14 protein-coding genes and 1 pseudogene are annotated in these 13658 nt (G+C 28.2%); 13 read left to right on the top strand and 2 right to left on the bottom strand.

Features of this window, described 5'->3' with window-relative positions; all coding sequences use genetic code 11:
• The first annotated feature begins 174 nt into the window (after positions 1 to 174).
• From blaZ to AB0H81_RS39550, 10 genes and pseudogenes are all read left to right on the top strand, one after another.
• The gene (gene blaZ / locus AB0H81_RS39595; protein WP_000733289.1) at positions 175 to 1020 is read left to right on the top strand and encodes a penicillin-hydrolyzing class A beta-lactamase BlaZ; all 846 of its coding nucleotides are present in this window, start codon (positions 175 to 177) and stop codon (positions 1018 to 1020) included.
• A gap of 368 nt (positions 1021 to 1388) precedes the next feature.
• Positions 1389 to 1997 (top strand): recombinase family protein, encoded by a 609-nt coding sequence (locus AB0H81_RS39590; protein ID WP_001566953.1) that lies wholly within the window; start codon positions 1389 to 1391, stop codon positions 1995 to 1997.
• A gap of 413 nt (positions 1998 to 2410) precedes the next feature.
• Positions 2411 to 2704, top strand: a complete 294-nt coding sequence (locus AB0H81_RS39585; protein ID WP_000726502.1) for a lactococcin 972 family bacteriocin — start codon at positions 2411 to 2413, stop codon at positions 2702 to 2704.
• Positions 2705 to 2778: 74 nt separating this feature from the next.
• On the top strand, positions 2779 to 4713 hold the full coding sequence (locus tag AB0H81_RS39580) for a bacteriocin-associated integral membrane family protein (RefSeq protein WP_000713729.1): 1935 nt from the start codon (positions 2779 to 2781) through the stop codon (positions 4711 to 4713).
• Between the two features lie 3 nt (positions 4714 to 4716).
• Positions 4717 to 5028, top strand: a complete 312-nt coding sequence (locus AB0H81_RS39575) for a YxeA family protein (RefSeq protein WP_000831610.1) — start codon at positions 4717 to 4719, stop codon at positions 5026 to 5028.
• 11 nt (positions 5029 to 5039) lie between these two features.
• Positions 5040 to 5666, top strand: a complete 627-nt coding sequence (locus tag AB0H81_RS39570; RefSeq protein WP_000593103.1) for an ABC transporter ATP-binding protein — start codon at positions 5040 to 5042, stop codon at positions 5664 to 5666.
• 237 nt (positions 5667 to 5903) lie between these two features.
• Positions 5904 to 6533 (top strand): annotated as a pseudogene (gene mobV, locus AB0H81_RS39565) (MobV family relaxase).
• 39 nt (positions 6534 to 6572) lie between these two features.
• Positions 6573 to 7172, top strand: coding sequence for a hypothetical protein (locus AB0H81_RS39560; RefSeq protein ID WP_000615759.1), 600 nt, complete (start codon positions 6573 to 6575; stop codon positions 7170 to 7172).
• Positions 7173 to 7555: 383 nt separating this feature from the next.
• Positions 7556 to 8416 carry a replication initiation protein gene (locus tag AB0H81_RS39555; protein WP_000145511.1) on the top strand — a complete coding sequence of 287 codons (861 nt, stop codon included), beginning with the start codon at positions 7556 to 7558 and terminating at the stop codon, positions 8414 to 8416.
• 86 nt (positions 8417 to 8502) lie between these two features.
• Positions 8503 to 8844: a helix-turn-helix transcriptional regulator gene (locus tag AB0H81_RS39550; protein ID WP_000761341.1), complete on the top strand. Its 342-nt coding sequence runs from the start codon at positions 8503 to 8505 to the stop codon at positions 8842 to 8844.
• A 238-nt stretch (positions 8845 to 9082) separates the two neighbouring features.
• On the opposite strand, the gene AB0H81_RS39545 is transcribed toward AB0H81_RS39550, so the two are convergent.
• Entirely contained in the window at positions 9083 to 9154 is a 72-nt protein-coding gene (locus AB0H81_RS39545; protein ID WP_106873653.1) for a type I toxin-antitoxin system Fst family toxin, read from the bottom strand.
• A gap of 136 nt (positions 9155 to 9290) precedes the next feature.
• Here AB0H81_RS39545 and AB0H81_RS39540 point away from each other — a divergent pair, with 136 nt between their 5' ends.
• Positions 9291 to 9488 (top strand): hypothetical protein, encoded by a 198-nt coding sequence (locus tag AB0H81_RS39540; RefSeq protein WP_015056205.1) that lies wholly within the window; start codon positions 9291 to 9293, stop codon positions 9486 to 9488.
• A 218-nt stretch (positions 9489 to 9706) separates the two neighbouring features.
• Here the strand turns inward: AB0H81_RS39540 and AB0H81_RS39535 are convergent, their stop codons facing one another.
• Positions 9707 to 10450, bottom strand: coding sequence for a DUF536 domain-containing protein (locus tag AB0H81_RS39535; RefSeq protein ID WP_000843758.1), 744 nt, complete (start codon positions 10448 to 10450; stop codon positions 9707 to 9709).
• Between the two features lie 320 nt (positions 10451 to 10770).
• Between AB0H81_RS39535 and AB0H81_RS39530 the strand changes: the two genes are divergently transcribed.
• Together AB0H81_RS39530 and cadD are read left to right on the top strand one after the other, a co-directional pair.
• Positions 10771 to 11136 (top strand): replication initiator protein A, encoded by a 366-nt coding sequence (locus AB0H81_RS39530; RefSeq protein ID WP_358385891.1) that lies wholly within the window; start codon positions 10771 to 10773, stop codon positions 11134 to 11136.
• A gap of 1904 nt (positions 11137 to 13040) precedes the next feature.
• On the top strand, positions 13041 to 13658 hold the full coding sequence (gene cadD, locus AB0H81_RS39525) for a cadmium resistance transporter CadD (protein WP_000616820.1): 618 nt from the start codon (positions 13041 to 13043) through the stop codon (positions 13656 to 13658).

The raw sequence follows: 13658 nt of genomic DNA, 5'->3' as shown, positions 1-13658 counted from the left end.
CTAAAAAATACTAACAATAGAAATATAAAACAAAAGCTTACTACACTCATTATTAGTAATTTAGCCATTTTGACACCTTCTTTCAAATATTTATAATAAACAATTGACATCAATATTACAATTGTAATATTATTGTTTTGTAAAAATTACAACTGTAATATCGGAGGGTTTATTTTGAAAAAGTTAATATTTTTAATTGTAATGGCTTTAGTTTTAAGTGCATGTAATTCAAACAGTTCACATGCCAAAGAGTTAAATGATTTAGAAAAAAAATATAATGCTCATATTGGTGTTTATGCTTTAGATACTAAAAGTGGTAAGGAAGTAAAATTTAATTCAGATAAGAGATTTGCCTATGCTTCGACTTCAAAAGCGATAAATAGTGCTATTTTGTTAGAACAAGTACCTTATAATAAGTTAAATAAAAAAGTACATATTAACAAAGATGATATAGTTGCTTATTCTCCTATTTTAGAAAAATATGTAGGAAAAGACATCACTTTAAAAGAACTTATTGAGGCTTCAATGACATATAGTGATAATACAGCAAACAATAAAATTATAAAAGAAATCGGTGGAATCAAAAAAGTTAAACAACGTCTAAAAGAACTAGGAGATAAAGTAACAAATCCAGTTAGATATGAGATAGAATTAAATTACTATTCGCCAAAGAGCAAAAAAGATACTTCAACGCCTGCTGCTTTCGGCAAGACTTTAAATAAACTTATCGCAAATGGAAAATTAAGCAAAAAAAATAAAAATTTCTTACTTGATTTAATGTTTAATAATAAAAACGGAGACACTTTAATTAAAGATGGTGTTCCAAAAGACTATAAGGTTGCTGATAAAAGTGGTCAAGCAATAACATATGCTTCTAGAAATGATGTTGCTTTTGTTTATCCTAAGGGCCAATCTGAACCTATTGTTTTAGTCATTTTTACGAATAAAGACAATAAAAGTGATAAGCCAAATGATAAGTTGATAAGTGAAACCGCCAAGAGTGTAATGAAGGAATTTTAATATTCTAAATGCATAATAAATACTGATAACATCTTATAGTTTGTATTATATTTTCTATTATCGTTGACATGTATAATTTTGATATCAAAACCTGATTTTCCCTTTATTATTTTCGAGATTTATTTTCTTAATTCTCTTTAACAAACTAGAAATATTGTATATACAAAAAATCATAAATAATAGATGAATAGTTTAATTATAGGTGTTCATCAATCGAAAAAGCAACGTATCTTATTTAAAGTGCGTTGCTTTTTTCTCATTTATAAGGTTAAATAATTCTCATATATCAAGCAAAGTGACATAATTGTTGAATTTATAGTAACTGAAACGTATGATTAGGGTGTATATTAATTATGAGATGGAAATCAATGATTGTTGGCTATGCGAGAGTATCATCGAACGATCAAAATTTAGAAAGACAACTTGAAAATTTAAAGACGTTTTGTGCTGAAAAAATATTTACAGAAAAACAGTCTGGGAAATCTATTGAAAATAGACCAGTACTTCAAGAAGCACTTAACTTTTTGAGGATGGGAGATCGGTTTGTAGTAGAATCCATTGATTGTTTAGGTCGTAATTATGATGAAGTGATTCATACCGTTAATTATTTAAAAGACAAAGAAGTACAATTAATGATTACTAGCTTACCTATGATGAATGAAGTGGTTGGCAATCCATTACTGGATAAGTTTATGAAAGATTTAATTATTCAAATATTAGCAATGGTTTCAGAACAAGAGAGAAATGAAAGTAAACGTCGACAAGCGCAAGGAATTCAAGTTGCGAAGGAAAAAGGCGTATATAAAGGGCGCCCCTTACTTTATTCACCAAATGCTAAAGATCCACAGAAACGTATTATTTATCATCGCGTTGTAGAAATGTTAGAAGAAGGCCAATCAATTAGTAAAATTGCGAAAGAAGTAAATATAACAAGGCAGACGATTTACAGAATTAAAAACGATAATGATTTGATTTAATAAACTTTGTTTCAATGCAACTGAGAGCTTCTCACAGCGTCTCAAAACAGATGATTATAATCTATTATGAGTTTTTAATAATAAGACAAGAAAAGAGAGCGTAAATATGCTCTCTCTTTTTCTCATTAACGAATGTTTATAACGCAATCATGATGAGAGTATTAATACAGTTAATTATTTGAAATACTTTAGTTTATATAATGTTGAATTATAGGTAGTGAAATTGTATTTATTATACATTGTCATATCGTTGTTTAATGATAGTTAATTTAAGGATAATAGAATTAATATTATATATAGATGAACAAAACAAGCAACAGAGCAGAAAAAACACTTTTAGATTATTTTTACTCATTCTCTATTTTATTTATTTTTGCTATAATAAATAAAGAATATTAAATGGAGGTGTTTTTATGAAAAAGAAATTTGTTTCTAGTTGTATTGCTAGTACAATCTTATTCGGCACTTTATTAGGTGTAACTTATAAAGCTGAAGCTGCAACAGTACATGTAGCTGGTGGTGTTTGGAGCCATGGTATTGGAAAACATTACGTATGGTCTTATTATAGTCACAATAAAAGAAATCATGGTTCAACAGCAGTAGGGAAATATTCATCTTTTAGTGGTGTTGCTCGACCTGGTGTTCAATCTAAGGCATCTGCTCCAAAGGCTTGGGGTGGAAACAAAACATTTTATAGTCTTCACTAATTACATATATTAATTAAGGAGAATAGACAGAATTAAGTAAACTTAATTCTGTCTATTCTCTTGAAAGAGGCAATATGAAAAAATTCAAATTATTTTTAGATTTTAGTACTTTATTATTAATTTCAGGGCTATTATTTTTATTTTTCTTCAAAGAAAATGAAGAAATTATACCTGAAAGTTCCAATATTTTAACAATCTCTAATTGGGATAAATCTAACAGTAAATCAAAAGTGTTAGATGTCATTGAATCAGGCGCCAAAAATCAAAATATACAAATAATTAAATCCGTTAAAGATTTTGATAATAAAAAAGAATTTTTTGTTTTCAACTCAAAACGAAATAATTCTGACTTTATACGTAATAAAACATCACTTTTAACTCCATCAGATTTATTAAACAGAGAGATAAAAGGAAAGTATTATATTATTGGTGAACATTTCAATGTAGAAGAGCTTACGAGTGAATTAAAAAAAGCTGGTTTAACATCTGAAGTTGAATACATAAATAGAAACATATTATTTTTTGAATTAGTCATAGATAATGATTTATTAGTGCCTTTCATATTCTTAGGCGTATTATATCTTTTGTACTTCTTATATGACAGAGGATATAATTTGAAATTTTATGCTATTCAAAAGCTACATGGCTTTTCAACTACACGCATTATTTTTCATAATATTCATATAAAAATCATTTATTGGCTAGTACTTACCGCTATTTTCTTTATTGCTAATATATTAATCATTCATATAGCCAATTTAGAATTGGATTTCTTAATGTTTATTCGTAGATTTATCGTGTTGCTTTTTGTTTTTGCTTGTATTACTACATTGCTGTGGCTGATTTCGTATAGTCTTCTTTTGAAGTTAAGTATTCCATTAATCTTAAAAGGGAAAAAAGGATATAAGTTTTCAATATTTATGGGTACCTTCACCAAATGTATCATGGTGCTAATACTATCTTTTTTACTGGCACAAAATTTAAATGCTTATACGAAGTTAAAGAATATATATGACTCTGAAAAAATCTGGCAAAAGTTAGATAATTACTATACATTAGAGATTTCTCCTAATATTAGAAATTCAGAAGAAAAACAAATTTTAGAAACTAATATATACAATTTAATTAAGAAAAGCGAACAACTTGGTGGATTGCTTTTAAAGAATAATAATATAGCCAATCCCGATAAAAACAATTACATTCCTGAAAATGGCAATGTCTTTTTTATCAATAACAATTTTCTGAATTTCTATAAAAATATAAATCATGATTTTAAAATGATTGACAATCATTCGGATAAAATAAACGTGTTTATTCCTCCAAGGTTACAATATCAAAAATCTGAAATTCAAAAAAATCACCAAGGATGGATTGACTTTCAAAAGCAACAAAACAAAAAAGTAGATGTGCAAGTACTGTCAAAAAACGTATCTGTTTTTTCTTTTGATCGCACAACTAATTTGAAATTTGGGTATCTAGATTCTCCAATAGTAATGTTGTTGACACTTGACGATTTAACAGGAGATTTTTATTTAGCTGCTGTTTCTCAAGGTGGATATCTATTTAAAGATTTAGATACACTTAAACAGTTGCTTAAAGATAATCACCTAGAAGAAGAAATTAGCGGTATAACTAATTACAAGGATTCTGTGTTAAATGAATTAAATGAAACGAAAACAAAAATGATAATAACAATAGTTACTATTATTATTAACGTTTTCATTCTTTTGATAGCTACTGTATTTGAAACAATTCAATATTTTAGCTGGAATAAAAAGCAACTATTATTAAGAAAAATTCATGGTTATTCATTATTCAGCAGTAATGTACGTTATTTAACAATTTCTATCTTACTTTCTATTATGTTAGCTTACACTACGCATATTTTATTTGGTTCAAAGATATTACTATTCATAATAATGTCTATTGCTATTATTCAACATTTACTTCAAATTGCTTATATTAAATATCTTGAAAAATACTTTAAAGATTTAATGAGGGAGATTTAAACAATGAAAAGAACTTTAATTATTGTAACAATTGTACTATTAATCATCATACTTAGTCTGTTATTGGTTAGAAATGAGCATTTAGATCGTTTTAACCCACTGTTAAAAGAAAAAGTATCTTATGCCAAAGTTCCAAAAGATACCCAGGACTATAGAAATATAACTGTATACTCTAAAAATGGAGAAAAAAAGAGTTATAAATTGGATTTTTTAGGTTATGATCCTACAAAAGAATATGTGAAAGTAAATCATAAAGGGAAATATGTGCGTTCGATAGAATACATTACAAAAGATATTCCTAGCTTTTTAAAATGAGGTGACCGATAGTGATAAAACTTGAAAATGTTTTTGTAAAAAAAGGTAATAAAAACATTTTAGACGGATGTAACTTTAATTTTGAAAAAGGAAAATCATATGCTTTAGTTGGAGAAAGTGGCGCTGGAAAATCTACTTTACTTAACATAATCGCTGGGTTCGAAGATGTATCACAAGGAAGCATATATATTGAAGATAAGTTACTAAAAAAGAAAGTCGATTTTTATAGATATACGTTAGGGTATTTGTTTCAAAATTTTGCTTTACTTGAAAATCAAACAATCAGTCAAAATTTAGATTTAGCCCTAAAGTTCAAAAAGAATAAAAAAGATAATATGAACTTAAAGAAAGAAGTATTAAAAAAGGTCGGCCTAGATTTAGATATCAAGAGAATTGTTAGTTCTCTAAGCGGTGGTGAACAACAAAGAGTAGCATTGGCAAGATTAATATTAAAAGATCCGAAAATCATTTTAGCTGATGAACCTACTGGGTCACTAGATACGAAAAATGGAAAAATAGTTATTGATTTATTATTGAAGCTACTTGATGAAAATAAAACTATGATTGTCGTAACGCATGATTTAGAGCTTGCGAAACGATTTGATGTCATAGTCAATATTTCTGAGCTTAGAAGTTAAGAAATATTGATAGGTATAGCCATACATAGAGAAAAAACAATATGAAATATGATTAGTCATTACTTTTGAGTTTTTTAATTTAAGGACTGGATTTTCCAGTCCTTTTTTATGATGACAAAAAACAAGCCTCGCAGAGCACACGTTTTTAATGACTTATTTGGTTTTTAATAAGTCTAGTATGTTAAAACTTTTCTGTGTTTAGGTGTTATAATCATATGCAGTGGAAGTTGATTTATTATGTCTTATTCAATTATTCGAGTTGTTAAAGTGAAATCAAAAACAAATACAAGAGGTATTCAAAGACATATTCAAAGAGAAAATAAAAATTATGAAAATATAGATATTGATTTAAGTAAGTCATATTTAAACTATGATTTAGTCAATGATACTAAGTTTGATTTTAATAAAAAAATTGATGAGAAAATCGAAAAAAATTATAAAGGGAAACGCAAAATTAGAACAGATGCCATTAAACATATTGATGGATTAATTACATCAGATAATGTGTTTTTTAATCAATTATCTGAAGAAGAGACAAAATAGTTTTTTAAGCATGCTAAAGCGTTCTTGGAAGAAGAATACGGTAAAGAAAATCTTTTATATGCGACAGTACATATGGATGAGATAACACCACATATGCATTATGGCGTAGTTCCTATTACTAAAGATGGACGTTTAAGTGCGAAAGAAGTTGTAGGTAATAAAAAAGCATTAACCGAATTCCAAGATAGATTCAATACGTATATTAATAAGCAAGGCTATGATTTAAAACGAGGAATTTCTAGACAACTTACAAAAGAAAAACATGATCAAGTTAGCCGTTATAAACAAAAAACAGAATATCATAAACAAATGCATATGCGCTAGAAGCAAATAGAGGATTATTTAAAGCAAGAAAATGATAAATTGATACAAAACTACCAAAAATCATTAGATACGCTTAAAAAGCTTCTGAGTGTCATGTATGAAATTAAAACTAAAAATGTAGGTGGATGGTTTCATAAAGAGAAGCAAGAAACAGGCAATATTGTAATTACTAAAACTGATTTTGAAAAATACACTAAACAAATTAAAGCAGCACAGATGATATTAGATGATTATGAATGTATTAAAAGTGGGAAGTCATTAAAAAAAGCAGAGAAACAAAATGAAAGTTTAGTTAATGAATTGACTAGTGTCCATATGGAAAATGAAAAGCTGGTTGAAGAATTTAATGATTTAGCACAACGTTATAATTATTTGTTGTCAGAGAATGAAAAGAAAGATAAAGAACTAAATTATACGCTTAAGTTATTCAATCAAGTTTTTAAAATCATTAAAAGTATGATGAAAGAAGAGCGTTATCATACACTAATAAATCATATTGATAATCATTTAGACAATTCTAAAATACGTGAAGTAATGACGATAGATAACAATGATGAACAGTTCTTTAAGAAGAAATATCAAGCACAAGAACGAGAAATCATTTTTAAAGAAGATAGAGAAGATGGTTATACATTATAAAAATAGATATTTAAATGCATTTGTTTGAGGTTAATTATTTTTTAGGATGAAAAATAGGTAGCCCCCCTCGAACTTTTTAATATATTTTTATAAATCTTTTTAAAAACCTTTTTAGGGGCTTGTTCAGCCCTAGAGCAACAAGGGATTTCAATGCCTAAAGGAGTGTTTTTGCCACATAAAAGGAGTGTTTTTGCCACATAAAAGGAGTGTTTTTGCCACATAAAAGGAGTGTTTTTGCCACATAAAAGGAGTGTTTTAAAAAGTTGTACTCCTTTTATGGTTTGACATTGATAATAAAGTAGTTTATTGTGAATAAAAGTTTTCAAATGGGAGTGTATATTCAAACGATACTCCTTTAGGTTCGTAATAAAGGGGGCTGTATCATGACAGGAGAGACAGTTGTATATAAAAATGAAATGAATTTAGTTCCATTAAGGCGATTTACAGCTACTGAAATTAATTTATTTTTTGCGATGTGTAATAAATTAAAAGAGCAAGATACTAATACATTACGTTTGTCTTTTGATGAATTAAAAAAATTAAGTAATTATAGTCCAGAAACACGTAATATTAATAGATTTGCTAATGATTTAGATAATGTGTATAAAAAGATGTTGAATTTAACCATTAGATATGAAGATGATGATGTAATAGAAAGATTCGTTTTATTCAATCATTATAGAATCCATAAGCGAGAACAATATCTAGAAATATCAACTTCTTCAAATTTAAAACACATATTGAATTCAATTACTAATAATTTTACAAAATTTGAATTAAAAGAAATGACTAGGCTTAAATCTACATATTCTAAAAATATGTTTAGATTACTTAAACAATACAAACATACAGGCTATTTAAAAATTCACATCGATGATTTTAAAAATCGTTTAGATATACCTAAATCTTATCGTATGACTGATATTAACAAAAATGTTTTTAAACCTATTATTATTGAATTAGGTTCTATATTTAATAATCTTACTATCAATAAAATCAAAGCGAAAAAAGGGCGTAAAATTGAATGGATAGAGTTCACATTTGACGCTGAGAAACGCATTCATAACAAACGACAACCTCAAATGTCCAAGATAGATAAATCAAGACAATATGTGAGGCGTGAAAAGACGCCTAAATGGTTAGAAGAACGGTCATATGAAAAGCAACCTCAAAAAGATTACGACCCACAATTAGAGAAAGAACGAGAGGATTTTTTAAAACAACTTGAACTGAATTGGGAATAACGCAACTTTTCGTTGCGAGTTGGTTAACTAAAAGTATCGTGACTTTTCAATTATTTTAATTATAGTTTGAGTTAAGGAGTGATTTTATGAAATTAGCTGAAGCTATAAAAGAACAGAGAGAATTAAAAGGATGGTCTCAAGAGGAATTAGCCAATATATTAAAGGTTTCCAGACAAAGTGTTTCTAAATGGGAAAGTGCCAAAAACTATCCTTCCTTAGATATTTTGATTGCTATGAGCGATTTATTCGGAATCTCTTTAGAGCATTTAATTAAAGGAGATGCACGTTTTAAAAAAGTTATTTTAGAGGGAAATTATAGAGAGAGTAACAGGGTACCTTCCATAGTTGATTTTCTTTATGATTTTTGGTGGCTTTTCTTTCCTGTTGCCGGATTTTTAGTTTGGGCCATTCATTCGTTCATGGGTTGATTTTAAAATCAAAATTTAATGCACATCAGGCAATATGAAAAAGGAAAGTATTTTTACGACACCTTGAAATGTATTGATAAGAATAGAAGAGTTTACAAAAGGCAATATGAAATATATACTAAAAGTAACAAGAATTTCGTTTGTAAACGCAAAAAACCCCGAACTATTCGCCGTAGTTCGGGGTTTTTTGGTGAATTGGCTTTAATCGTCTATATTATTTTTTATCACGTTTATGGAGCTAATAACCAAATAACGTAACGAGACAACCACTGATTGCCGTTGTCATGATGTGAACAAGAATTTCATTCATAAATCGCACCTCCTCTCTACGCCGAATTGACATCTGAGAGATAGACGACCTTCACATTATAACAAATCTCTCCTTCCATGAAATAACATGAATATTAATAAATGTTGTTATATATTAAAGATAAATAAATATAAGGGTGGGATTGATAATGTTTGGCGATCAAAGACAAGAAGCTACAAAATATGTCATTAAAGAAGGTTATCAAGATATTTATTTCCTCAACAAAAACGGGGAATGGTATTATTTCGAAGTAAGAAGTGTCTGGCGTGGCAAACATATTATTAGAGTTAAAGATGGTTTGTTAGGTTGGAGAAAAGAAATAGTAACTGAATAAAGATACAAAATACTTGCCAATGCAAAAGAATGAAAACGCGTCAAATCAACGATGTATAAAAGATGCATAAAAGATAATGAAAGTAAAAAGCCATAAATGCCGTCATATAGGCATTTATGGCTTTTTGTTTGGTTAACATAATCGATGATTATCAGAAGTTCAATTCACATAAAAAAGCACGGCTAATTTATGAACTTGTCGTACCTTTTTAATTAAAATTAGTTACCAAATAGACGACTCCAAAACCCCTTTTTAGGTTCCGTTTCTTCACTCTTTTCTTCTATATCACTATCATTGTCATTTGGATTAGCTGAAACGTCTTCTCTTTGTGCTTCTTCACCTTGTGTACTTTCGTCGCTTTGACTTCCAGATATATCCTTATATTGAATCTCTGTTTCTTTAGTTTCTTCCTGATCTCGGTTAATATTTACAGGACTAGTAGTATATGTTTTTTCTTGTGCATCAACGTTTTGTCTAGCGTTAGTAGATGTATCAAAGGGATAATTAAGGTGTTTTTCTTTTTCTAATTGATTTTCTAATTTTTGAATCTTTTTATTACTCTCTAATGCCAGAACTTGCTGATTCTCAAGCAATTTTGATCTTTCTTGCAACTCTTTTCTGTAAAATTCAATTGTTGTTTCATGACGACTTTCTTGTTTTTCAATTTGATTATTTAAAGTATTAATCTGATTTTTAAGTATTTCTACTATTTGAGCATCGCTTTTAGATTCAAAATTAATATTATCCGACTCTTTTTTTTGTTTGTCTTCAGTAGCACTTTCAAAACCATATTTCTTTTTATTTTCATTTACTCTTTGAATGATTTTTTCTATATCGGTATCTTCTTTAATAAACGAAGTGTTTTCCTGTTTTATTGTCTCTATATTCAATCTCTTAATATTATTAAAAATCGTTTGCTTACTAACCCCTAATTCTTCACTCAACCTTTTTACACTTTTCATATCATCAACCCTTTATAAAATGTTTATAAACCCTTAGTAAAATATTATAAGCTTATAACGATTAATAATAAAGTAATCGACAAATAAAAATATAAATTCGCCAACCTTTTTATCAAGGGTTTGTAAAGGGTTTATGGTGTTTATCAAAGGTTTATAAACCTATATTTTCCCTTTTTTAAGTTTATTCAAAGTGCTATAATAACCTTAATATAACAAAAACCCCAACTACTGGTAATAGTCGGGGTTTGGTAATAAAACGTTTAGAAACTGTTTATTTATATAATTTTCGATACTTAGATTATATAATGAATAATATCTTAGTGCAAGCACCTAGATTATTAAATAAACACAAAAAATGTAAGCGTTTTATTACCTCTTACCAAACTAAAATTCGGAAAGAGGTTTTTATTATGTCAATTAAACTTTACAACATAAATGAGGAATACAGAGAAAAGTTTTATCAAATACCGAAAGTATTTTTTACAAATCCTAAATATATCAAGTTATCCAATGATGCAAAAATGGCATGGGGTATTCTTAGAGATCGTTTAGATTTATCAATTAAAAATGGTTGGGTTGATTCTAAAACAGGTAATATTTATTTTTATTACAAAAATGAAAACCCACAAAATATATTAAATTGTAAAAAAGATAAAGTAATTAAAATAAAGAAAGAACTTAATTGAAGCCGAATTACTACTACAAGAAAGACAAGGTTTAAATAAGACAAATAAACTTTATTTAGTTAAACCAGAAGTAACAGAAGATGATATTTATAAAATTCAAAAGCAAGAAAACACTGTTGAGAGCAGCAATGGCAAGGAAGTCGGAAAAACCGACTTCAAGAAGTCGATAAAACAGAATCTAATGATACTGAACTTAGCTATACTGAATCTAACAATACTGAAATAAATGATATGAATGACTTGAATGATATAGAGTCCGAAAATGAAATTAGTAATCATTCAAGTCAATGCAAGGTTATTTAATGCAAACAATTTTAACTGAATTTGAAGAAACACATGCACTTTATATGCGCCGTAAAAACATGAAACAATATAATATCTTTAATCAATCATTCAAATGATTTTATAACAATCAAAGATACATCAAAATATTTCGTTAAATCATCTGACTTTTTAACTGATAGCGATGAAAAAATCAAGAAATTGTCAGTGATCTAGAAAAAGATTTGTATCGAAAACGTATGTTAAGTTATGGTGGATTGCTTAAATAAAAACATAAAATTTTAAACTTAGACGATGCTGAAGATGGCAATTTAATTAATACAAGTGATGAAGATAAAATAGCAAATGAAGAAGAAAAGGCACATTCGATTACGGCAATTTTGAAAAGCAAAATTATTATTTAAGGCATTAGTGATAACTGATGTCTTTTTTTATTACTTTTTTGTAAAAAAAGTGCTGTCTTATTTTTGTGACAAATGCTGTATGTAGTGTCACAAAAGTGTGACACTTGAGCTTTTTATGACCCCACACAAAAACATTTTCGAAGCCTTGAAATATCTGGCTTTGCCAGATCCCCCATTCATTGATGGGGACAAATTTCCCTTATGCTCTTACGGAGATTTTAGAGTTAAATTAAAATTTCTAAGTTTTTGATAAGAAAAGCCCTGCAGGAATTTAGAAGAACGTGGGGAAGTTTTAAAGAATTTTATGCTAATTTTTAATTTGCATGTAAATGGGCAGTGTCTAAAAAATAGTTATTGTTTTTGCTCAAATTTTTGTTTTTGAAAATAGCATATATTTATTTGGCTCATATTTGCGTTTTAAAAGCGTATATAAGTTTTAGATATAAAACTATATGAATCACCCCTAAATCTTTAAAATGCCCTCTTAAAATTCAAAATAAGGGCATAAAAAATAAAAGCCCCCCCAGATAAAGTGAGGTAGCTTTTTCTTTCGACGCCGTATCGTCGATGTAATTCAAAAAAGTTATGGGCTATAAATCTACATCACTTTTTCAAGAATGTAGTAGCAATATTCAACGCAAATTAATTTTTATAACTGCTCGGAATATCTCAAGCCGTTTCTTTAATTTTGAAATAAAAAAATCGACGAAGGTCGATTACGTTTTTGCACATGTCGATTTATCCGACGTATAAGTGCGCCCTTACGGGATTTAACTAGATTATAACGACGAATTTTAGACCTGTAAAGCAATAACAATTAGGTCTACCAGGTAGATAAAGTGTACAAAGTAGAACCGAAAAAGTTATTTATTTTGAAGATTTTTCGTAGATATAATTTGCTAATAAACTTCCTAAAACTGAATAAAGAAAAATAGTTAAACTCATGTAATCACTCCATAATTCTGAAGTGTCTCCATGTCTACGCATAGACACGCATTTATGCCGAGAAAATTTATTGTGCGTTGAGAAGAACCCTTAACTAAACTTGCAGACGAATGTCGGCATAGCGTGAGCTATTAAGCCGACCATTCGACAAGTTTTGGGATTGTTAAGGGTTCCGAGGCTCAACGTCAATAAAGCAATTGGAATAAAGCACCTATGATTATTTAAAAATATAAGTTATAATACATTCAAAAATATTTTTGAATGAGGTGTATTATGATTCAAACGGTTGTTGCTGCTGCTGTTCTTTATATTGCTACAGCAGTTGATTTATTAGTAATTTTATTAATATTTTTTGCTAGAGCAAAGACTAGAAAAGAATATAGAAATATTTATGTTGGTCAATATTTAGGGTCTATTATTTTAATATTAGTTAGTTTGTTTTTAGCTTTTGTATTAAATTATGTTCCAGAAAAGTGGATATTAGGTTTATTGGGTTTAATACCAATTTATCTTGGAATTAAAGTGGCTATTTATGATGATTGTGAAGGAGAAAAGAGAGCTAAAAAAGAATTGAATGAAAAAGGATTGTCTAAATTAGTTGGTACGGTTGCAATTGTTACGATAGCAAGTTGTGGCGCCGATAATATTGGTTTATTTGTTCCGTATTTTGTGACATTAAGTGTTACTAATTTATTACTTACTCTGTTTGTCTTTTTAATTTTAATTTTCTTCTTGGTGTTTACTGCACAAAAATTAGCTAATATCCCAGGAATTGGAGAAATTGTTGAGAAATTTAGTCGTTGGATTATGGCTATCATTTATATAGCTTTAGGTTTATTTATTATTATTGAAAATGACACTATTCAAACAATTTTAGGATTTATATTTTAA

This window comes from Nonomuraea sp. NPDC050691 (assembly GCF_040654455.1).
GTDB lineage: Bacteria > Actinomycetota > Actinomycetes > Streptosporangiales > Streptosporangiaceae > Nonomuraea.
This window is presented reverse-complemented; position numbering and strand designations above follow the sequence as displayed.

Bases quoted from the DNA above. Each gene is read 5' to 3' on its own strand.
- cadD (WP_000616820.1), top strand. From the start codon at position 13,041: ATGATTCAAACGGTTGTTGCTGCTGCTGTTCTTTATATTGCTACAGCA.
- AB0H81_RS39535 (WP_000843758.1), bottom strand. From the start codon at position 10,450: ATGAAAAGTGTAAAAAGGTTGAGTGAAGAATTAGGGGTTAGTAAGCAA.
- AB0H81_RS39590 (WP_001566953.1), top strand. From the start codon at position 1,389: ATGATTGTTGGCTATGCGAGAGTATCATCGAACGATCAAAATTTAGAA.
- AB0H81_RS39555 (WP_000145511.1), top strand. From the start codon at position 7,556: ATGACAGGAGAGACAGTTGTATATAAAAATGAAATGAATTTAGTTCCA.
- AB0H81_RS39550 (WP_000761341.1), top strand. From the start codon at position 8,503: ATGAAATTAGCTGAAGCTATAAAAGAACAGAGAGAATTAAAAGGATGG.
- AB0H81_RS39580 (WP_000713729.1), top strand. From the start codon at position 2,779: ATGAAAAAATTCAAATTATTTTTAGATTTTAGTACTTTATTATTAATT.
- AB0H81_RS39585 (WP_000726502.1), top strand. From the start codon at position 2,411: ATGAAAAAGAAATTTGTTTCTAGTTGTATTGCTAGTACAATCTTATTC.
- AB0H81_RS39575 (WP_000831610.1), top strand. From the start codon at position 4,717: ATGAAAAGAACTTTAATTATTGTAACAATTGTACTATTAATCATCATA.